The organism is Micromonospora halotolerans (genome assembly GCF_032108445.1).
In the GTDB taxonomy this organism is placed as follows: Bacteria; Actinomycetota; Actinomycetes; order Mycobacteriales; family Micromonosporaceae; genus Micromonospora; species Micromonospora halotolerans.
Map to the genome: position 1 here is coordinate 6,758,317 of NZ_CP134876.1, position 20,339 is coordinate 6,778,655.

The 20,339-nt window shown below is 73.9% G+C and carries 16 protein-coding genes; 8 read left to right on the forward strand and 8 right to left on the reverse strand.

Annotation, left to right across the window (positions count from 1 at the left end; translation table 11 throughout):
- Positions 1-211 precede the first annotated feature (211 nt).
- Together RMN56_RS31740 and RMN56_RS31745 are read right to left on the reverse strand one after the other, a co-directional pair.
- Positions 212-1,972, reverse strand: a complete 1,761-nt coding sequence (locus RMN56_RS31740) for a thiamine pyrophosphate-binding protein (RefSeq protein ID WP_313721546.1) — start codon at positions 1,970-1,972, stop codon at positions 212-214.
- Positions 1,965-3,092, reverse strand: coding sequence for a baeRF2 domain-containing protein (locus RMN56_RS31745; RefSeq protein WP_313721547.1), 1,128 nt, complete (start codon positions 3,090-3,092; stop codon positions 1,965-1,967). Before RMN56_RS31745 ends, RMN56_RS31740 begins: the two co-directional genes overlap by 8 nt.
- Positions 3,093-3,233: 141 nt before the next feature.
- Between RMN56_RS31745 and RMN56_RS31750 the strand changes: the two genes are divergently transcribed.
- Positions 3,234-3,782, forward strand: coding sequence for a hypothetical protein (locus RMN56_RS31750; protein ID WP_313724911.1), 549 nt, complete (start codon positions 3,234-3,236; stop codon positions 3,780-3,782).
- Positions 3,783-3,819: 37 nt separating this feature from the next.
- Positions 3,820-4,707, forward strand: a complete 888-nt coding sequence (locus tag RMN56_RS31755) for an alpha/beta fold hydrolase (protein ID WP_313721548.1) — start codon at positions 3,820-3,822, stop codon at positions 4,705-4,707.
- Here the strand turns inward: RMN56_RS31755 and RMN56_RS31760 are convergent.
- A complete protein-coding gene (locus tag RMN56_RS31760) occupies positions 4,691-5,029 on the reverse strand; it encodes a DUF3817 domain-containing protein (protein WP_313721549.1) in 339 nt (112 codons plus the stop codon). The two genes, RMN56_RS31755 and RMN56_RS31760, sit on opposite strands and share 17 nt — an antisense overlap.
- Before the next feature lie 162 nt (positions 5,030-5,191).
- On the opposite strand from RMN56_RS31760, the gene RMN56_RS31765 reads away from it, so the two are divergent.
- A complete protein-coding gene (locus RMN56_RS31765) occupies positions 5,192-6,670 on the forward strand; it encodes a glutamate-cysteine ligase family protein (protein ID WP_313721550.1) in 1,479 nt (492 codons plus the stop codon).
- 10 nt (positions 6,671-6,680) lie between these two features.
- Here the strand turns inward: RMN56_RS31765 and RMN56_RS31770 are convergent, their stop codons facing one another.
- The 4 genes from RMN56_RS31770 to glgX form a co-directional block, all read right to left on the reverse strand.
- Complete coding sequence (locus RMN56_RS31770) at positions 6,681-7,256, reverse strand: GNAT family N-acetyltransferase (protein WP_313721551.1); 576 nt, start codon at positions 7,254-7,256, stop codon at positions 6,681-6,683.
- 161 nt (positions 7,257-7,417) lie between these two features.
- Positions 7,418-9,151: a malto-oligosyltrehalose trehalohydrolase gene (treZ, locus tag RMN56_RS31775; protein WP_313721552.1), complete on the reverse strand. Its 1,734-nt coding sequence runs from the start codon at positions 9,149-9,151 to the stop codon at positions 7,418-7,420.
- Entirely contained in the window at positions 9,148-11,484 is a 2,337-nt protein-coding gene (gene treY, locus RMN56_RS31780; protein ID WP_313721553.1) for a malto-oligosyltrehalose synthase, read from the reverse strand. Before treY ends, treZ begins: the two co-directional genes overlap by 4 nt.
- 2 nt (positions 11,485-11,486) lie before the next feature.
- Positions 11,487-13,607 (reverse strand): glycogen debranching protein GlgX, encoded by a 2,121-nt coding sequence (gene glgX / locus RMN56_RS31785; RefSeq protein WP_313721554.1) that lies wholly within the window; start codon positions 13,605-13,607, stop codon positions 11,487-11,489.
- Positions 13,608-13,925: 318 nt separating this feature from the next.
- Between glgX and RMN56_RS31790 the strand changes: the two genes are divergently transcribed.
- Positions 13,926-15,323, forward strand: coding sequence for a glycosyltransferase family 4 protein (locus RMN56_RS31790; RefSeq protein WP_313721555.1), 1,398 nt, complete (start codon positions 13,926-13,928; stop codon positions 15,321-15,323).
- A 94-nt stretch (positions 15,324-15,417) separates the two neighbouring features.
- The gene (locus RMN56_RS31795) at positions 15,418-15,918 is read left to right on the forward strand and encodes a GNAT family N-acetyltransferase (protein ID WP_313721557.1); all 501 of its coding nucleotides are present in this window, start codon (positions 15,418-15,420) and stop codon (positions 15,916-15,918) included.
- 37 nt (positions 15,919-15,955) lie between these two features.
- Here RMN56_RS31795 and RMN56_RS31800 read toward each other — a convergent pair whose 3' ends face one another.
- On the reverse strand, positions 15,956-16,849 hold the full coding sequence (locus RMN56_RS31800) for an alpha/beta hydrolase (protein ID WP_313721559.1): 894 nt from the start codon (positions 16,847-16,849) through the stop codon (positions 15,956-15,958).
- 92 nt (positions 16,850-16,941) lie between these two features.
- Here RMN56_RS31800 and RMN56_RS31805 point away from each other — a divergent pair, with 92 nt between their 5' ends.
- From RMN56_RS31805 to RMN56_RS31815, 3 genes are all read left to right on the forward strand, one after another.
- Positions 16,942-17,370 carry an NUDIX hydrolase gene (locus RMN56_RS31805; protein WP_313721560.1) on the forward strand — a complete coding sequence of 143 codons (429 nt, stop codon included), beginning with the start codon at positions 16,942-16,944 and terminating at the stop codon, positions 17,368-17,370.
- Between the two features lie 94 nt (positions 17,371-17,464).
- Positions 17,465-18,121 carry a response regulator transcription factor gene (locus tag RMN56_RS31810; protein ID WP_313721561.1) on the forward strand — a complete coding sequence of 219 codons (657 nt, stop codon included), beginning with the start codon at positions 17,465-17,467 and terminating at the stop codon, positions 18,119-18,121.
- Positions 18,122-18,229: 108 nt separating this feature from the next.
- Entirely contained in the window at positions 18,230-20,332 is a 2,103-nt protein-coding gene (locus tag RMN56_RS31815) for a M14 family zinc carboxypeptidase (protein ID WP_313721562.1), read from the forward strand.
- Positions 20,333-20,339: the final 7 nt, after the last annotated feature.

Here is a 20,339-nt window from a genome sequence, read left to right on the forward strand (position 1 = left end):
CTATGGGGTCTAAACGGGGCATCCCCCCACGGGTCGGACCAATCAGCGGGCGGGCGGCGGCACCGCGCGCAGCACGCACCGGAGCCCTTCCGCCCTGCCCCGCCGTCCGGGGCGGAACGGGGGCGAAAGCAGCGTGGCCGGGCGGCGGCACGACAACGGCCGGCACCGCCCCGGTGGGGGCAGCGCCGGCCGGAAGGTGGTCCGGTCCCCGCTAGACCAGGTCCTCCGCCTCCACGGCTGTGCCGGTCTCCAGCACCCGCTCCCGCACCCGCCGAGCGGCGTCCCCGTCGGCGAACAGGCCGCGCAGGTCGGCCAGGGCCGGCTCGGGCGGGTCCAGGGCCACCGCCGGGTCGACCACGGCCTCCAGCACGCTGGGCCGGTCCGCGGCGAGCACCTCGTCCCAGGCGGGCCCGATCAGGTCGGGGCGGTCCACCCGCACCCCGTGCAGGCCGAGCAGCCGGGCCCAGCCGGCGTACGGCACGTCGGGGCGCCGGTCGGCGAACGCGCCGGGTGGTCGCCCGCCGCCCATTCCGGACTGGTCGCGGTTGTTCAGCACCAGCACCACGAGCCGGGGATCCCGCCACTCCTGCCAGTGGTGCGCGACGGTGATCAGCTCGGCGAGCCCGTTGAGCTGCATGGCGCCGTCGCCGAGCAGCGCGATCACCGGCTCGTCGGGCCGGGCGAGCTTGGCCGCGACCGCGTACGGCAGCGCGCAGCCCATCGAGCCGAGCGTGCCGCAGAGCTGGGCCCGGACGCCCGGTGGCAGTTGCAGGTGCCGGGCGTACCAGTAGATGACCGAACCGACGTCCACCGCGACGGAGCCGTCGCGCGGCAGCCGGGCGGAGAGTTCCTGCAGCACGAGCTGCGGGTTGATGGGCTCGGCCGGGGCGGCGGCCCGCTCGGCCGCGGCGTCCCGCCACCGGTCCACCGAACTCTCCACCACGCTCCGCCACTGCGGGTTGGGCCGGTGCGGCACCCGGGCCAGCAGCGCGCGCAGGGTCTCCGCGGCGTCGCCGACCAGCGGCACGTCCACCGGGTAGCGGGTGCCGATCCGCCGGCCGTCGATGTCGATCTGGATGGTGCGGACCTGGCCCGGCATCGGGAACCAGTCGGTCCACGGGTCGTTGGTGCCGACCATGAGCAGCGTGTCGCAGCCGCCCATGAGCTGCGCGGCGGCGGTGGTGCCGACCTCACCGAGCACCCCGGTGTGGAAGGGCAGCCGCTCGTCCAGCACCGGCTTGCCCAGCAGCGAGGTCGCCACGCCCGCGCTGAGCCGGTCGGCGAGGGCCACGATCTCGTCGGCCGCGCCGTGCGCGCCCTGGCCCACGAGGATCGCCAACCGCTGACCGGTGCCGAGCAGCGCGGCGGCCGCGTCCAGGTCGGCGTCGTGCGGCAGCACGCGGGCCAGCGGCTCCCCCGGGGTCGCCGACATGACGCCGGCGGTCTGCGGCAGCAGGTCGGGAACCGCGGCGAGCTGCAACGCGTGCGGCAGCACCACGCAGGTCGGACTGCGGGTCGCCGCCGCCGTGCGGAACGCCTGGTCCAGCAGGACCGGCACCTGGTCGGGGCTGCGGCCGTAACGGACGAACTGGTTGCAGACGTCGCCGAAGAGCCGGCTCAGCCCGATCTCCTCGTGCGCCCCGCCGAGCGGCCCGGTGACGTCCTCGCCGACGATCGCCACCACCGGCTTGCTGTCCAGCTTGGCGTCGTAGAGGCCGTTGAGCAGGTGCACCGCGGCCGGACCCTGGGTGGCCAGGCACACCCCGATCTCGCCGGTGAACTTGGCGTGGCCGGTGGCCATGAACGCGGCGGTCTCCTCGTGCCGGGCGGGGATGAAGTCCGGGTCCCCGCCCGCGGCGTCGAGCGCGGCGACCAGCGGGGCGATGGCCGCCCCCGGGTAGCCGAACGCCCGGGGCACCCGCCAGGCGCGCAGCCGCTCGACGACGAGGTCCGCCACGCTGCGGTCAGCCATTGCCCCGCCCGGGCGTGCTCGCGTCGACGTAGCGCAGCACCGCGCCGACGCCGTCGGTGAGTTCCGGCGCCTCCTCGGGCGCGAGCACGGTGAGCTCGGCGTCGGTGCCGACGAGGGCGCGCAGCAGCGCGGCGTCGGCGCGTACCTTCTGCGGGTCGCCCACGGACATGTCCCGCAGCTGTCCCGGGTCGGTGGCGATCTCGGTGGGCTCCGGACCGATCCACAGCTCGCCGTTGGCGGACGCGTCGTCGACGATCAGCATGGTGTCGACCTGGTTGCGTTGCAGGGCGGAGACCACCGCGTCGAGCCCCGCGCCGACGTCTTCCTGCACCCCGAAGCGTTCGAGCGCGGTGGCGATCCGCTGGTCGGCGGCCTCGGCGATGGTCTGCACGGTGATGTCGTCCATGAGGGTGTCGTCGGCGCCGATGGGGTCGCGGGCGCCGGCGTCGGTGCGCACCAGCATGTCCTGCCAGCGCTCCGGCAGCTGGGCCGCGATCATTCCGGTGGCCCGGACGTCCCCGGCCACCACCACGACGTCCGCACCGACCCGGTCGGCCAGCTCAGCGGTGGCCGCGGCGACGTCACCGGCGTTGTGGTGCCACGCCTCCATGGCGGCCCGCTGGTAGCGGGACTGCGACCAGCCGCCCGGCTGCACCCGGCGCAGCTGCCTGCTCTCGCGGCCCTTCACCGTGGCCCGGCGCGGCACCCCGCCGGCGCTGACCGCGACCGCGTCGGCGCCGGTACGGTCCGCCAGCACCCGCACCCAGGCGATCTGCTCGCCGCGCTGGGCGACCAGCGGCATGGTGTGCGGCAGCGCGGACCAGGTGGCCAGGTCGCGCAGTGGCGGCGCGGAGAGGTATTCGGTGAGCACCACCCGCCCGCGGGTGGCGAAGACCGCGATGCCGTAGTCGCCGGGCATCGGTTGGTGCCGGCGGACCACCTCCTCGACGGCCTCGATCGTCACCGGGTCGGCGCCCTGCCCGATCAGGTCCCCCTTGAGCGCACGCCAGCGCAGGTCGACCTGCGGACGTGCGTCGTGGGTGTCCCGCGAGGCGTCCAGGTACACCGAGCACCAGGGCCCGGGACGGTCGTAGAGCGGGCGCAGGAAGGACAGCTGCATGCTCGACCCCTTTCCAGCTCGGCCGCACGCATACCCGCACGACCCGGGATGTCACCTTCCGGACCGGGCCCGTGACCGCCGTTCATTCACGTCGTTCAACCCGGGGAATCGATACCATGAGTGAACACGACAGGACTCTCGGTGGTGAACATGAACACGGAGCTGCACATCCGCCGCCCCGTCCACCCGACGGAACGGATCGTCACCGGCCGGTTGGTCCGTCTCCTGGAGGGCTACGCCCGCGAGGTGCGGGTGGGGCAGCCGGTGCTGGTCGGGGTGCTGACGGCGGCGGGCGTGGTGGGGCTCCTGCTCCGCGTGGTGCGGGCGCTGTTCAGCAGCGGCGGCGGAGGCGCGCGGCGCAGCTTCAAGGAGCTGAAGAAGGGGCCGGAGTTCCTGGTCACCCCGGTCCGGGTGCGCGACGCCGCCGACCGGCTGGTCGAGGTGGAGCTGCACGGCCACCTGCCGCAGAGCGCCCTGCACCCCGGCGACCTCGTGCAACTGACCCTGCGCCCGCAGCGCGACGCCGACCTCCCGCCGCGGATCGAGCGGATCGTCAACCTGACCACCGGCCAGCTGCTGACCCCGCGTACGGCGACGCTCTGGTCGCACCTGGGGCCGGCGCTGCTGCTCCAGGCGGTGCTCGGCGTGCTGCTGCTGGCGGGCGTCGCCGCCTGCTCGGCGCTCGGCTGAGGTTTCCGCCCCCGCCCGCCGGGGCACCGGCTCGGCCATGTTCCCCGGATTCACCCTCGAGCACATCGACGTGGGCCCGGTGCGCCTGCGGGTCCGGCACGGCGGCTCGGGGCCGCCGGTGGTGCTGCTGCACGGGCACCCACGCACCCACGCCACCTGGCACCGGGTCGCGCCGCTGCTCGCGACCCGGCACACCGTGATCTGCCCGGACCTGCGCGGGTACGGCGGCTCGTCGAAGCCGCCCAGCGACCCGGCGCACACGGCCTACTCGAAGCGGGCGATGGCCGGGGACGTGGTGGCGCTGCTCGACGCGCTCGGCCACCCCCGGGCGGCGGTCGTCGGCCACGACCGGGGCTGTTACGTGGCCATGCGGACCGCCCTGGACCACCCGGACCGGGTGACCCGGCTCGGCGTGCTGGACGGCGTGCCGATCGGCGAGGCACTCGCGCGCTGCGACGCCCGGTTCGCGGCCCGCTGGTGGCACTGGTTCTTCCTGGGCCAGCTCGCGAAGCCGGCCGAGCGCGTGATCAACGCCGACCCGGACGCCTGGTACGGCGGCTCGCCGGAGGTGATGGGCGCGGAGGCGTACGCCGACTACCGCCGGGCCATCCACGACCCGGCCACGGTGCACGCGATGTGCGAGGACTACCGGGCGGGACTCGGCCCGGACCGGGCGGCGGACGACGCCGACCGGGCCGCCGGCCGGCGGATCGGCTGCCCGGTCCTCTTCGCCTGGTCCGAGCGGGACGACATGGTCGACCTGTACGGCGACCCGGCGGCGATCTGGCGCGACTGGGCCGACGACGTGCGCGCGGCGTCGATCCCCTCCGGCCACCACATGGCCGAGGAGGCCCCGGCGGAGCTGGCCGCCCTGCTCGGCGACTTCCTGGCGGGGGGACCCGCGGCGGTCAGCCGACCGGGGTGAGCGGGCACTCGGCGGCGACCGGCGCGGCGAGGAGACCGCGGCGCCGGGCCCAGCGCTCGAAGAGCACGGTGGCGAACGGCGGCACCGCACAGGCCAGCGCGACGGCGGTGTGCCACAGCGACCAGCGCCGCTGCCGGGCCACGACCAGCACGAGCAGCCCGTACGCCACGAAGAGCGCCCCGTGGATCGGGCCGAACACGTGCACGCCGGTCTCGTTGCGCGGCGGCCCGTACTTGACGGCCATCCCGGCCAGCAGGGCGGCCCACGAGCAGGCCTCGGCGATGGCCGCCGCCACGAACAGCCGGGTGGTGATCTCGCGCATCCGGCCATGCTAGCCACCCGGGCCGGTCGGACCGGCCGCGACACTGTGCGACGCGACAGGGATCACCGGCCGGACAGCTGGGTAGTAAGGGATCCCCCGGCCCTTCCCCGCGCCACGGTGGCGTGCGAGGTTAGGGGGACCAACGGTGACAGGGTGGTGACCATGGGCGAGGACGTCGGCGTGCGCACCTTCAGCCGGGAGGACCGGGCCCGCTACCGCGACAAGGTGCGGCGTTGCCTGGACGTGTTCGCCGAGATGCTGCGGGAGTCCCGCTTCGACGTGGAGCGGCCCATGACCGGGTTGGAGATCGAGCTCAACCTGGTCGACGAAGAATCCCAGCCGGCCATGCGCAACGCCGACGTGCTGGAGGCGATCGCCGATCCCAGCTTCCAGACGGAGCTGGGCCAGTTCAACGTGGAGATCAACGTCGCGCCGCGCCGGTTGACCGGCACCGGCACGGCCCAGTTCGAGGAGCACGTCCGCGCCAGCCTCAACGCCGCCGAGGAGAAGGCCCGCGCGGTCGGCGCGCACATGGTGATGATCGGCATCCTGCCGACCCTGCGCCCGGAGCACCTGACCGCCGAGACCCTCTCGGCCAACCCGCGGTACGCGCTGCTCAACGAGCAGATCTTCGCCGCCCGGGGCGAGGACCTGCGGATCTCGATCAGCGGGGTGGAGCGGCTGGCCACCACCGCGGATACCATCACCCCCGAGGCCGCCTGCACCAGCACCCAGTTCCACCTCCAGGTCAGCCCGGCCCAGTTCGCCGACTACTGGAACGCCGCGCAGGCGATCGCCGGCGTCCAGGTCGCGCTGGGCGCGAACTCGCCGCTGCTGTTCGGCCGGGAACTGTGGCGGGAGACCCGGGTGCCGCTGTTCCAGCAGGCCACCGACACCCGCGCCGAGGAGATCAAGGCCCAGGGCGTACGCCCCCGGGTGTGGTTCGGGGAACGCTGGATCACCAGCGTGTTCGACCTCTTCGAGGAGAACGTGCGCTACTTCCCGGCGTTGCTGCCGGTCTGCGACCCCGAGGACCCGGCGGAGACCCTGGCCGCCGGCGGCGTGCCGAAGCTCGCCGAGCTGCGGCTGCACAACGGCACGATCTACCGGTGGAACCGCCCGGTCTACGACGTGCTGAAGGGCCGCCCGCACCTGCGGGTCGAGAACCGGGTGCTGCCCGCCGGGCCGACCGTGCTGGACACCGTCGCCAACGGCGCCTTCTACTTCGGCCTGGTCCGCGCCCTCGCCGAGTCCGACCGGCCACTCTGGTCGCAGATGTCGTTCAGCGCGGCCGAGGAGAACTTCACCAACTGCGCCCGGCACGGCATCGACGCCCAGGTGTTCTGGCCGGGCCTGGGCTACCTGCCGGTGACCGAGCTGGTGTTGCGCCGGCTGCTGCCGCTGGCCCACCACGGGCTGGACCGGTGGGGCCTCGACCCCGGGGAGCGGGACCGGCTGCTCGGCATCGTCGAGCAGCGCTGCCTGACCGGCCGCAACGGCGCGACCTGGCAGGTGGAGACGCTGCACCGGCTGGAGTCCGCCGACCACCTGGACCGGCCGGAGGCGCTGCGCGAGGTGGTCCGCCACTACGTCGACCTCATGCACAGCAACCGGCCGGTCCACGAGTGGCCGATCCCCTGACCGCTCCGGATCAGAGCGGGGACGGGTCGTCGCGCAGCCGGCTGTAGAGCCAGCCGTCACGCCAGGCGCCGGCCCGGAACTCGCAGGCGCGGATGACCCCTTCCAACTGGAAGCCGGCCTTCTCCAGCGACCGCTGCTCGGCGGGGTTCTCCGCGTGGGTGCCGGCCTGGATCCGCTGCGCCGGGGTGTGCGCGAACAGGTAGTCGCAGAGCAGTGCCTGGGCCCGCCAGCCGATGCCCCGGCCGCGCCACTCGGGCAGCAGGGCGATGCCGATCTCCCAGTACGGCGCGCGTCCGCCGTAGATCCCCGACCGGTAGCTCACCAGGCCGGCGGCAGCCGCCTCGGGCTCGACCTGGACGATGAGCCGGCCGTCCCCCTCGCCCAGGAAGCTGTCCTCGGCGTACCGGCGGGCGGGCACGCCCGGGTCCCGGAAGCCGGCCCAGTCCAGCCCGATCAGGCCCGGCTCGGTGAGGAACCGGCGGAACATGGCCAGGTCCGGCTCGGCGACCGGGCGCAACCGGACGGTGCTGTCACCCGCCTGGTGCGCGATGCCGGCGAGCCCCGCCGGCGACTCGGCTTCGTCCACAACGGGCACGCTAGCGGCGGCCGGCGCGTCCCGCAGCCCGGGCCCCGGGGCCGGCGTTCGCCGGAGAGAGCGCGGGAGAAGCCCGCCCGTGGCGATCATGGCGACGGCCACCGATCCGCGCTTCGTGATCCTTGCCGGCACTGGCCGGGCTTCCGGGCTGCTCAGAGCGCCACGATCGCGGCGGACTCCGGGGGCAGCTCGATGCCGTCGCGCATCACGGTGACCCCCTCGGACGTGGCGAGCAGCACGCGGCGCACCACGCCGGGCAGGTTGATGCGCTGCGCCTTGCCGGCCAGGTTCGCCACCACGAGGCAGCCGCCCCGCCGCATCAGCAGGAACTGGTCGCCGTGGCGGACGTCGACCTGGCCGAGCCGGGGGTCGGACAGGTCGGGACGCTGCTTGCGCAGGGCGATGAGCCGCCGGTAGAAGTCGTACATCTCCCGGTGTTCGGGCTTGTCCAGCTCGGCCCAGTCGAGCCGGGAGCGGACGAAGGTCTGCGGGTCCTGCGGGTCGGGCACGTCCCCCGGCGGCCAGCCGTGCGCGGCGAACTCCCGCCGGCGCCCGGTCGCGACCGCGGTGGCCAGCTCGGGCTCGGGGTGACTGGTGAAGAACTGCCACGGCGTGCTGGCCGCCCACTCCTCCCCCATGAACAGCATCGGGGTGAAGGGCGCGGTCATCAGCAGGGTGGCGCCGACGCGCAGCAGCCCGGCGGAGAGCGTCTGGGAGATCCGGTCCCCGGTGGCCCGGTTGCCGATCTGGTCGTGGTTCTGCAGGTACGCCACGAACCGGTGCCCCGGCGTGCGCTGCCGGTCGACGGGCCGGCCGTGGCTGCGGTTGCGGAAGCTCGACCAGGTGCCGGCGTGGAAGAACGCGCCGGTCAGCACGTCGGTCAGGCATTCGAGGGAGCCGAAGTCACCGTAGTAGCCCTGCCGTTCCCCGGTGAGCAGGGTGTGCAGCGCGTGGTGGGCGTCGTCGTTCCACTGGGCGTGCAGCCCGTACCCGCCGGCCTCCCGAGGGGTGATCAGCTTCGGGTCGTTCAGGTCGCTCTCGGCGATCAGCGACAGCGGCCGGCCCAGGTGGGTGGAGAGCGCCTCCACCTCGGCGGCCACCTCCTCCAGGACGTGGGTGGCCCGGGAGTCGGGCATGGCGTGCACGGCGTCCAGCCGAAGCCCGTCCACGTGGTAGTCGCGCAGCCACATGAGCACGCTGTCGACGATGTAGCGGCGTACCCCGTCGGAGTGCGGCCCGTCCAGGTTGACCGTGCGGCCCCAGGTGTTGCTCTGCTCGGTGAGGTACGGCGCGAAGCGCGGCGCGTAGGCCCCGGAGGGCCCGAAATGGTTGTAGACGACGTCGAGGATCACCCCCAGCCCCTTGGCGTGCGCCGCGTCGACGAAACGCTTGAGCCCGTCCGGCCCGCCGTACGGCTCGTGCGGCGCGTACCAGCAGACCCCGTCGTAGCCCCAGTTGTGCTCGCCGTTGAAGGCGTTGACCGGGAGCAGCTCGACCAGGTCGACGCCGAGGTCGACCAGGTGGTCGAGGCGGCCGATCGCCGCGTCGAAGGTGCCCTCCGGGGTGAAGGTGCCGATGTGCAGCTCGTAGAGGACGCTGCCGGGCAGCTGCCGCCCGGTCCAGTCCTGGTCGGTCCAGCGGTACGCGGCATGGTCGTAGCGGCGGCTCGGCCCGTGCACGCCCTGCGGCTGCCAGGCCGACCGGGGGTCGGGCAGGACCTGCTCGTCGTCGTCGAGCAGGAACGCGTAGTCGGTGCCCGGCCCGGCGCCGGGCACCTCGACCCGCCACCAGCCGCCCGGCCCGGGGCGCATGTCGTGGTCGGCGACGCCGGGCAGGCGCAGCCGCACCCGGGCGGCTTCGGGCGCCCACACCGTGAACTCGGTCATGCGGCTGCCTCCACGGAAACGGTGGGAACGAGGAGGGCGACGGGATAGCTGCTCAGCAGATCGTGCATCAGCAGCTCAGACCCACTGTAGACCCGACCGGTGAACACGTCGGTAACACTGTTGCCGGAAATCGCCAGCGTCGTGTCGCGCCAACCGCCGGCGCGGGCCAGCCGCAGCGGCAGGCGGGTGGCCACGGCGATGGCGCCGCCCCGGTCGAAGGCCACCGCGTGCGCGCCGGCCGGCCCGTGCGCCGGCACCGGCCGGTAGCCGGTGAACAGCTCCGGGCGGTCCCGGCGCAGCCGCAGGGTCCGCGAGACCACGAGCAGCTTGGCCGCGCCGTCGGCGGCCACCGCGGGCCGCCAGCCGGCGTCGAGCCGGGCCAGCAGCTCCCGGCGTACGGCGAAGTCGACCGGGCGGCGGTTGTCCGGGTCGACCAGGGAGTTCTCCCACAGCTCGGTGCCCTGGTAGGTGTCCGGCACCCCGGGCATGGCGAGCTGGACGAGCTTCTGCCCGAGCGAGTTCGACCAGCCGGCCGGGGCGATCTCGTCGGCGAACGCGGTGAGCTGGGCGTGCAGCTCCGGGTCGTCGTACATGCGGTCGACGAGGGCGTGCAGATCGTGCTCGAACGCCGGGTCGGGGTCGGCCCAGCTGGTCGACACGGACGCCTCCCGGGCGGCCTTCTCCGCGTACCCGTGCAGGCGCTCGCGCTCGATGGGCCAGGCGCCGACGGCGGTCTGCCAGAGCAGGTGGGCGAAGGCGGGATCGGCCAGCGGCGCGCGGGACATCCAGTCGGCCACCCGCTCGGCCCAGCGGCCGGGCAGCTCGGACAGGACGGCGAGCCGGGCCCGGACGTCCTCGCCCCGTTTGGTGTCGTGGGTGGAGAGGGTGGTCATGCCGGCCGGCCAGCGCACCTGCCGGGCGGCGGCGGCGCGGTGGAACTCGGCGGGCGGCACGCCGAAGTGGGCGGGGCTGCCGCCCACTTCGTTGAGCGCGACGAACCGGCTCCACCGGTAGTAGGCGGTGTCCTCCACACCCTTGGCCATGACCGCGCCGGAGAACTGCGGGAAGCGGGCGGCCAGCTCGTGGTCGGGGTCGCGGAGCCGGGCGGTGACCGCGTCCAGCACGCCGGTCAGGTCGGGGCGGCGGCGGCCGGCCTCGGCGCGGGCGGCGGCGAGGTGCCGGGCGCCCTCCGGCGGGTAGCCGCGGTAGACCGGGAAGGCGGCGGCCAGCTCGGCGAGGGCCGACCGGACCTGCTCGCGGGGCAGCTCCGGGACGAGCGCGGCGAGCCGGCTCAGCTCGGCGGCGAGCAGCCGGGTGGCGGCCGCCAGCTTGGTGTCGTGGGTGAGGTCCTGCCACGAGGTGTGCCGGCCGGTGAGCCGCCCGTCGAGCGCCGTGAAGTCCGCCTCGGCGTCGGGGTCGACGAAGAGCCCGCCCGCCGCGGCCAGGGAGTCGTAGCCGGTGGTGCCGTCGACGGGCCAGTCCGGCAGCTCCTCGCCGTACTCCAGGATCTTCTCCACGACCAGCCAGGCACCGGGCGCGGCGGCGCGCAGCCGGGCCAGGTAGCCGGCGGGGTCGCGCAGGCCGTCCGGGTGGTCGACCCGGATGCCGTCGAGGTCGCCGGCGGTGGCCCAGCGCAGGATCTCGGCGTGGGTGGCGCGGAAGACCTCCGGGTCCTCCACCCGCAGTCCGGCCAGGTCGGACACGGCGAAGAACCGGCGGTACGTCAGCTCGCTGTCGCCGCGCCGCCAGTCGACCAGCTCGTAGTGCTGCCGGTCGTGCACCTCGCGGGGCGTCCCGTCGCCGGTGCCGTCGGCGATCGGGAAGCGGTGCTCGTGGTAGCGCAGCTCCCCCTCGACGACCTTGAGGTCGTCCAGGGCGTCGGGGGTGTCGGCGAGCACCGGCAGCAGCAGCCGGCCCCGGTCCCAGTCGATGTCGAACCAGTCCGCGTACGCCGAGGCCCGGCTCCGGCGCAGCACGTCCCACCAGGCCGGGTTGGCGGCCGGCCGGGCCACCCCGGCGTGGTTGGGCACGATGTCCACGACCAGGCCGAGCCCGGCCGCGCGCAGCGCCCGGACGAGGCGCTGGCGGCCGCCCTCGCCGCCGAGTTCCGGGTTGACCGCCCGGTGGTCGACCACGTCGTAGCCGTGCTGGGAGCCGGGGGTGGCGGTGAGCAGGGGCGCGCTGTAGAGGTGGGTGACGCCCAGGTCGGCCAGGTAGCCGGCGAGGCCGGCGGTGGCGTCGAGGTCGAAGCCGGGACGGACCTGGACACGGTAGGTCGACCCCACCCGCGTCGTCGTCGCCGTCGTGTCGTGGGGGTGGGGGGTGTCGGGCATGGTCAGGTCGTCCTCTCCAGGACCAGCAGCGAGCGGTCGGGAACGCAGACACTCCCGCCCGCCTCGACCGTCAGTGTCTTTTCCGGATCCGGGTCCGCGGTGCTGATGACCAGTTCCCACCGCTGCCCGAACTCGGCCGGCGGCAGGGTGAAGTCCAGGGGTGCGTCGTGCGCGTTGAACAGCAGCAGGAACGAGTCGTCCCGGTGGCGCTGGCCGTACTGGCCGCGTTCCGGGATGCCCTCGCCGTTGACGAACAGGGCCACCGAGCGGCCGAAGTCGTTGCCCCAGTCCTCGCCGGTCATCTCCCGGCCGTCGGGCGTGTACCAGGCCAGGTCGGGCAGGGCGGAGCCGGCGGCCCGGCCGCCGACCGGCAGCCCGGTGAAGAAGCGGCGCCGCTGGAACACCCGGTGCCGCTTGCGGAACTCGGTGAGCCGCTGGACGAAGGCGACCAGGTCCTCGTCGGCCCGCGTCCAATCCACCCAGGCCAGCTCGCTGTCCTGGCAGTAGGCGTTGTTGTTGCCGTGCTGGGTGCGGCCCAGCTCGTCGCCGTGGCCGAGCATCGGCACACCCTGGGACAGGATGAGCGTGGCCAGGAAGTTGCGCCGCTGGCGGGCGCGCAGGGCGAGCACGCCGGGGTCGTCGGTGTCGCCCTCGACGCCGCAGTTCCAGGAGCGGTTGTGGCTCTCCCCGTCCCGGTTCTCCTCCCCGTTGGCCTCGTTGTGCTTGTCGTTGTAGGAGACCAGGTCGTTCAGGGTGAACCCGTCGTGGCAGGTGACGAAGTTGATGCTGTGGAAGGGGCGGCGCCCGTCGTCCTGGTAGAGGTCGGCGGAGCCGGAGATCCGGGAGGCGAACTCGGCCAGGGTGGCGGGCTCGCCGCGCCAGAAGTCCCGCACGGTGTCCCGGTACTTGCCGTTCCACTCGGTCCACTGCGGCGGGAAGTTGCCCACCTGGTAGCCGCCGGGGCCGACGTCCCACGGCTCGGCGATCAGCTTGACCCGGCCGACCACCGGGTCCTGCTGCACCACCTCGAAGAAGGTGGAGAGGCGGTCCACCTCGTAGAACTCCCGCGCCAGGGTGGCCGCCAGGTCGAAGCGGAAGCCGTCGACGTGCATCTCGGTGACCCAGTAGCGCAGCGAATCCATGATCAGCTGGAGCGAGTGCGGGCTGCGCACGTTGAGGCTGTTGCCGGTGCCGGTGTAGTCGACGAAGTAGCGCCGGTCGTCCTCGGAGAGCCGGTAGTAGCTCGGGGTGTCGATGCCCTTGAAGCTCAGCGACGGCCCGAGGTGGTTGCCCTCGGCGGTGTGGTTGTAGACCACGTCGAGGATGACCTCGATGCCGGCCGCGTGCAGCGCCTTGACCATGCCGCGGAACTCCTGCACCTGCTGGCCGAGCCGGCCCAGCGCCGAGTAGCCGTGGTGCGGGGCGAAGAAGCCGATGGTGTTGTAGCCCCAGTAGTTGCGGAGCCCCAGGTCGGCCAGGCGGTGGTCGTGCACGAACTCGTGCACCGGCATCAGCTCGACCGCGGTCACCCCGAGCCGTTGGAAGTAGTCGATCATCACGGGTGAGGCGATCGCCGCGTACGTGCCGCGCAGCTCCTCGGGGATGTCCGGGTGGCGCATGGTCAGCCCGCGCACGTGCGCCTCGTAGATCACCGAGTGGTGGTAGGGCGTGCGCGGCGGCCGGTCGTTGCCCCAGTCGAAGTAGGGGTTCACCACGACCGACTTCGGCATGAACGGCGCCGAGTCGGTCTCGTTGCGCCGGTCCGGGTCGCCGCCCACCTCGTAGTCGTAAACGGCCGGGTCCCAGCTGATCTCCCCGTCGACCGCCTTGGCGTACGGGTCCAGGAGCAGCTTGTGCGGGTTGCACCGCAGGCCGTTGGCCGGGTCCCACGGCCCGTGCACCCGGTAGCCGTAGCGCTGGCCGGGCTCGACGCCCGGGAGGTAGGCGTGCCAGACGTACGCGTCGACCTCGCGCAGCTCGACGCGGCGCTCGGCGCCGGTGTCCCACTCGTCGAACAGGCAGAGCTCGATCTTCTCCGCCACCTCGGAGAAGATCGCGAAGTTGGTGCCCATCCCGTCGTAGGTGGCACCGAGGGGGTAGCTCTCGCCCGGCCAGACCTGCATGTCGCTCCTTCGGCCATGATCATGAGCGCACCGGACGGGCGGACCGCCGGTGCGCACGCCGCTTATGCCCCGCCACACGCTCCGCCAATCCACCCGTTCGGACCGTAACCGATTTCCACCCACCTGAGGCCGCCTGGACCTTCGGGTGTTGTCCGTCACGATCGCCCTTTTCGAGATGCGGGTTCGCGCCGGATGGCTTTTCCTGGATCGCGGACGCGCGTGCCCGCGCGGGTCCACCCGGCCGTTCGGCCGCCCCACCACGCTCCCCACGCCGCCACCGACGTCGGCGCGTACCAGCATGCATGGACGGAGATCGATGTGACCACCCTGCGGGTCGGCGCGCAGCCCGCCACCGCGACGGACCGGACCCACCGGCCCACCCTCACCTCCCGCCCGACCCTCCCCCCGCAGCCCGGCGTGCCGGCCCGGAAGCAGCGCATCCTCATGCTGTCGTGGGAGTACCCGCCGGTGCTCGTCGGTGGCCTCGGCCGCCACGTGCACGCGCTCTCCGTCGCCCTGGCCGCCGCCGGCCACGAGGTCACCGTCGTCACCCGGCACGCCGACGGCGCGCCGCTGGAGGAGTACGCCGACGGCGTGCGGATCGTCCGCGCCGCCGAGGACCCGGTCACCTTCCCGCTCGCCACCGGATCGCTGCTGGCCTGGACCATGGCGTTCAACCACACCCTCACCCGGGTGGCGCTGCGCGCCGCCGAGTCCGGCGCGTACGACGTCATCCACGCCCACGACTGGCTGGTCGCGCACACCGCCATGACCCTGCGCGAACACCTGGACGTGCCCCTGGTCAGCACCATCCACGCCACCGAGGCCGGCCGGCACCAGGGCTGGCTGCCCGAGGAGATGAACCGCACCATCCACGGCGTCGAGCACTGGCTGGCCAGCGAGTCGGGCCGGGTGATCGTCTGCTCCGGCTACATGCGCGACGAGGTGGGCGCGCTGTTCGGAGTGGAGCCCGCCCGGGTCGACGTGGTGCCCAACGGGGTCGAGCCGCACCGCTGGCGGGTGCCCGGCTCGGCGGTCGCCGCCGCCCGCGCCCGGTTCGCCGGCGACGGCCCCCTGGTCACCTTCGCCGGCCGGCTGGTCTACGAGAAGGGCGTGCAGCACCTGCTCGCCGGCCTGCCCCGGCTGCGCGACCGGCACCCCGGGCTGCGCGCCGTGATCGTCGGCGACGGCCCGTACCGGGCGACCCTGGAGGACGAGGTGCACCGGCTCGGGCTCGGCGGCACGGTGAGCATGCCGGGCTTCCTCGGTGGCACCGACCTGCCCGCCGTGATGGCCGCCTCGGACTGCTTCGCGGTGCCGAGCATCTACGAGCCGTTCGGCATGGTGGCCCTGGAGGGGGCCGCCGCCGGCGCGCCGCTCGCGGTGGCCCGCACCGGCGGGCTGGCCGAGATCGTCGAACCGGGCGTCACCGGGCTGACCTTCGCCCCGCAGGACCCGGACGGGCTCGCCGAGGCGGTGCACGCGCTGCTCTCCGACCGGGACCGGGCGCGACTGCTCGCCCGGCGCGCCCGCGCCATGGTCCACGAGCAGTACGGCTGGTCGGCCATCGCGTCCCGCACGGCCTCCGCGTACGCCGCGGCCATCGCCGGCGATCCCGCGTTCACCGCCGCCCGGACCGAGCAGCGGATGACCGCCGGCCGTGCCCTGCCCGCCCTGCCGGAAGGCAACCTGCTGGCCGCCGCCGGCCTGCGCTGACCCGAACCACGACGGCCGCCGGCCCCCCGCACCGGGCCGGCGGCCGTTATGGACGTCTCCCCAGGGCTGCCGCGTCGGCCCTAGGATCGCGATCATGCGCGAGGTGGGGCTGACGGTTCGGCTGGCGGGCCTGGCGGATGTTCCCTCGTTGGTGGAATTGCGGCTGGCCAACGCCGAGGCCCACCTCGCCCTCGATCCTGACGTCTACCGCGTTCCGCGGCGCGAGGCGGTGGTGCGCCACTTCACGGCCGTGCTGGGCGACGAGGCGGGACGGGACGCGATTCTCGTCGCCGAGGATCGGGACGGCCGGGTCGTCGGGATGATCGAGGTGCTGCGGCAGTCCGAGCCGCCGGAGCATCAGATCCTGCGTCCTGAGCCGTCGGCGCAGGTGCACACGGTCGTGCTGCCCGATGCGAGAGGGCTCGGGGTGGGAGCAGCGTTGCTGGACGCGGCCGAACGGTGGGCGACCGACCGAGGGATCACGTACCTGTCCGCCGGCATCCACCACCGCAATGTCGGTGCGGTGCGCTTCTACGGTCGGCACGGCTACACCGACGCCGGTTTCTCCCTGGGCAGGCGTCTGGGCGTCCGGTGACCAGTGGTACGCCCGACCGCGCGTCGGCTGCGGAAGATCAGTTGGATCGTCGGCCCAGCACCTGCGCCGCGTCGCCGAGGAAGCGGTCCTCCGCCGCGGCGGCGGCTGGTGACACGTCCCGCAGGGTCGGGAAGTCGTGGACCAGTCCGGGCTCACGCCGGTGCGTCACCGCCACGCCGGCGGCCCGCAGGCGCGCGACGTAGGCCTCACCCTCGTCGCGCAGGGGATCGTGCTCGGCGGTCACGACGAGGGCCGGCGGCAGACCTCGCAGGTCCGCGACGAGTGGATTGGTCAGCGGCGAGTCGCGGGTGTCGGGGTCGGGCAGCCACATGGCGACCCATCGACGAAGGGTGCCGGCATCGAGCAGCCAGCCGCGCCCCTTGTCCTCGACGCTCGGACACCGGAGCGTGGGATCGGCGTTCGGGCAGACCAGCAGCTGCGCCACCAGGGGGACCTCGTCGCGCAGCCGCAGCGCCGTCAGGATCGCGATGAGACCACCGGCCGAGTCCCCGGCCACCGCCACCGGTGTCCCGTCGCCGGCCACCCGCCGGACCACCCCCACCGCGTCGTCGACCGCCGCCGGCCAGGGATGTTCCGGCGCGCGTCGGTAGTCGACCGCGACCACCGACGCCGCCGTGGCCACGGCGAGCCGCCGCGCCTGCGCGTCGTGCGTGTCGAGGTCTCCCAGCACGAACCCGCCACCGTGGAGGTAGACGACCGCCGGGTCCGCGCCCGGCGCGTACACCCGCACCGGGACACCGGCCATCGTCGTGTCGACGGTCGGGACGTCCGGTCCCGGCGTACGCGCCGCGGCCCGGGCGCGGGACGCCTCACGCGAGGTCGTCACGTCCGGTTCGCCGACGGCGGGCTGGGCCCTCGCGGTCCGCAGGAACGCGGCCAGCTGGTCGTCAGCGATGAAGTCCTCCGGCACGCAATCATGCTAGTGGGCCGGCCGGCTCCGGCTGGGCGGAAGCCGCGCGCCGACGGCCAGCGCCGGGGGTGCCGCCGTGGAATGATTCCGCGATGGCCAGCTATGACATCGCGCTCGTCCTGCTCGTCGACCCCTCTGGCGCCGTTCTCCTGCAGCATCGCGACGAGCACGCGCCCGTCTCCCCGAACCAGTGGGGTCTGCCCGGCGGGCACATCGAGCCGGGCGAGACGCCGGAGCAGGCCGCCCGCCGGGAACTGCTGGAGGAGACCGGCCTGACCGCGGGCGAGCTGCATCCCTTCTGGAGCGGTCCGCGCCCGGACGAGGAGGGCTTCCCGCACACGGTCAACGTCCACGTCTTCCGCGGCGCGACCGACGCCCGTCAGGAGGACGTGGTGCTCGGCGAGGGACGCGCCATGGTCTTCGTCCCCCGCGACGAGGTGCTCGACCGGGACCTGGCGGTTTCCTCCGCGCTGGTCCTCCCGCTGCACCTCGGGGTCGGCCCGACGGCTCGACCCGCATGATCGTCTGGTCGTGATCGTTCGTCCGGGCTGGTCGCGGCGGGTGCGGATCGGACAGACTCGCGTGAACCTGTCGCACGAGGTTCGAGGAGACGCGGTGCGGGTGCTTCTGGTGGAGGACGACCTGCGAGTCGCGTCCGCGCTCGCCGCCGCGCTGCGCCGCCGGGGCAACTACGTCATCACGGCCACGACCGCGTCGGAGGCGGCCGAGGCCGGGCCGGTCGACCTCCTGCTGCTCGACCTCAACCTGCCGGACCGGGACGGCCTGTCGCTGTGCCGGGAGATCCGCCGGCACAACGAGGACATCGCGATCATCGCGGTGACCGCCCGCGGCGACGAGCGGGACCGGGTGGCGGGGCTGCGGGCCGGCGCCGACGACTACGTGGTGAAGCCGTTCTCCATGGCGGAGCTGCAGGCCCGGATCGAGGCGGTGATGCGCCGCGCGTCCCGCGCCTCCCGGGCCGAGGCGGCGCTGGAGGTCGGCGACCTGCGCCTGGACCTGAACGCGCGGCGGGTCTGGCTCGCCGGCCGGGAGGTGGTCCTGACCCGCAAGGAGTTCGCGCTGCTCATGGCGCTGGCCCGGCAGGCGGGGACGGTGGTGCCCCGGGAGCGGCTGCTCATGGACGTCTGGCAGACCACCTGGGGCGCCGGCCACACCCTCGACGTCCACGTCGCCGCCCTGCGGGGCAAGCTCGACGACGCCGGCCTGGTGGAGACCGTGCGCGGGGTGGGCTACCGGCTCCGGGCGGCCTGAGCCGCCGATCCTCAGATCCACCTCAAGAAATCGGCCGTTGTCGACCAAGGACGGGCGGAGAAGCGTGTGCTGTCCGGACCGAGTCATCCCACCTGTTCGGGAGCCTCCATGAGAGACAGACGGACGACGGCCCTCCTCTCCGCCCTGCTCGCCGCCAGCCTCGCGGCGTTCGCCGGGCCCGTGCCCGCACAGGCCGAACCGGCCGAACCGAACCAGGTCCAGGGCCTGACGGTCGTGCAGGGCGACGGCTACGCCACCCTGGCCTGGACACCGGTCGACGGCGCCACCGACTACCAGATCGAGCGCACCCCGGTCGCCGCCGACGACACGGCGACCGGACCCGCGGTGATCACTGGCGTCTGGCGGCCGAACCGCCAGATCAACAACTCCTCCCCCACCTTCGCCGACGCGGGCTTCAACCCGGGCGCCCGGGTTCAGTGGCGGGTCCGCGCCCGCCTCGACGCCACCGCCCAGCCGTACTCGGCGCCGGTCACCGGCACCACCAGGCCCCCGTGGGGTGACCCCGCCGTGCCGGGCCAGAACCTGCGGACCCAGTGGGAGACCACCCTCGCGGCGCAGTACACCAGCGACGTCAACGAGTACGCGTACACCGCGGCGGTCGACGAGCTGAGCGACCGGGTCCGGGTGACCGAGATCGGCCGGACCGCGCTGGGTCGCCCGATCAACATGTTCGTCATCGGCTACCCGGCCCCGCCGGCCACCCCGGCGGCGGTGGCGGCGACCTCACCGCTGATGGTCAACTGCAACGTGCACGGCAACGAGCCCAATGACCGGGAAGCGTGCTTGATCCTGGCGCGCCAGCTCGCCTTCAGCGACGACCCCCGCACGCTGGACCTGCTGTCGCACACGACCGTGCTGATCGTGCCCACGATCAACGGGGACGGCCGGGCGGCCAACACCCGGGGCAACTCCACCGGCCAGGACCTCAACCGGGACTACTCGCTGATCCGCCAGCCGGAGACCTTCGCGCTGGTGCGCATGCTGCGCGACTACCGCCCGGTGGCCGGCTACGACGGGCACGAGTTCGGCAACTCCAGCGCCGGCGACCTGCCGATGCTGCCGCCTCGGCACCAGAACGTCGCCCAGCCGATCTTCGACGAGTCGCAGCACATGATCGAGGGTCACATGTACACGCAGGGCGCGAAGGACGGCTGGTGGCCCTGCCCGTACGGGTGCAACGGCGGCGGGAACGTGGGGCTCAGCGAGGAGACCATCCTGCGCAACACGCTGGGGCTCAAGAACGTGGTGAACTCCCTGCTGGAGCTGCGCAGCGCCGGCGGCGCCACCCGGCCGGACGAGGGCAACACGGCGAACAACCGGCGGCGCAAGGCGTACTCGGCGCTCTGGACGTTCCAGCAGTTCCTCGACTACCACCGGGCCAACCTCAAGGAGATCACCTCGGCGCGGACCGACGGGATCACCTTCCAGGTGTCGAACACCGGCCGGATCGTCTTCCGCGGCTCCCGGCCGATCCCCGCGCACCCGGCGCCGCACCCGGGCGAGGCACCGCCGCCGCTGGACGCCCCGCGCGAGGACCAGATCCTCACCGAGGCGCCGTGCGCCTACCGGCTCACCGAGGAGCAGTACCACGGGGAGCGCACCGACGGCCCGGCCGGCCAGCGGACCACCGTGGCGCAGCGGCTCGCCGCGCACGGCTGGAAGGTGGTCAAGGCCGCCGACGGGTACGTGGTGCCGCTGGCCCAGCCCGAGCGGGGACTGATCCCGCTGCTGCTCGACGGGCAGGCCGTGGAGAAGCTGGTCGCCGCCGAGCGGGTGTACCCGACGGTGACCGGCCGGCACGACGGCCCGCTGGTGGTCTCCGGCTTCACCTGCCTGCGGGACGCCACGGTGACCGGCCCGGTCCGGGTCCGGCCCGGCGCCACGCTGGTCGCCACCGGCTCGTCGATCACCGGCCCGGTGGACGCCACCGGCGCGGCCGGCGTGTTCCTGACCGACAGCACGGTCACCGGCCCGGTCCGGATCGCGCAGGGCACCGGAGCCGTGGTGGTCGTCGACGCCACGGTCGAGGGTCCGGTCGACGTGTCCGGCAACCGGGGCGACGCGCCGCTGCTGGCCGCCAACACGGTCACCGGCCCGCTGCGCTGCGACGGCAACAGCCCGGCCCCGGTCGACCTGGAGCTGGGCAACTCGACGCGGGGGCCGAAGTCCGGCCAGTGCGCGAGCCTCTGACCCGCTG

Coding starts and splice junctions, on each gene's coding strand:
- treZ (WP_313721552.1), bottom strand. CDS start 9,151: ATGACCGAGTTCACGGTGTGGGCGCCCGAAGCCGCCCGGGTGCGGCTG.
- treY (WP_313721553.1), bottom strand. CDS start 11,484: ATGCCCGACACCCCCCACCCCCACGACACGACGGCGACGACGACGCGG.
- RMN56_RS31745 (WP_313721547.1), bottom strand. CDS start 3,092: ATGCAGCTGTCCTTCCTGCGCCCGCTCTACGACCGTCCCGGGCCCTGG.
- RMN56_RS31755 (WP_313721548.1), top strand. CDS start 3,820: ATGTTCCCCGGATTCACCCTCGAGCACATCGACGTGGGCCCGGTGCGC.
- RMN56_RS31740 (WP_313721546.1), bottom strand. CDS start 1,972: ATGGCTGACCGCAGCGTGGCGGACCTCGTCGTCGAGCGGCTGCGCGCC.
- RMN56_RS31815 (WP_313721562.1), top strand. CDS start 18,230: ATGAGAGACAGACGGACGACGGCCCTCCTCTCCGCCCTGCTCGCCGCC.
- RMN56_RS31805 (WP_313721560.1), top strand. CDS start 16,942: ATGGCCAGCTATGACATCGCGCTCGTCCTGCTCGTCGACCCCTCTGGC.
- RMN56_RS31795 (WP_313721557.1), top strand. CDS start 15,418: ATGCGCGAGGTGGGGCTGACGGTTCGGCTGGCGGGCCTGGCGGATGTT.
- RMN56_RS31760 (WP_313721549.1), bottom strand. CDS start 5,029: ATGCGCGAGATCACCACCCGGCTGTTCGTGGCGGCGGCCATCGCCGAG.
- RMN56_RS31765 (WP_313721550.1), top strand. CDS start 5,192: ATGGGCGAGGACGTCGGCGTGCGCACCTTCAGCCGGGAGGACCGGGCC.
- glgX (WP_313721554.1), bottom strand. CDS start 13,607: ATGCAGGTCTGGCCGGGCGAGAGCTACCCCCTCGGTGCCACCTACGAC.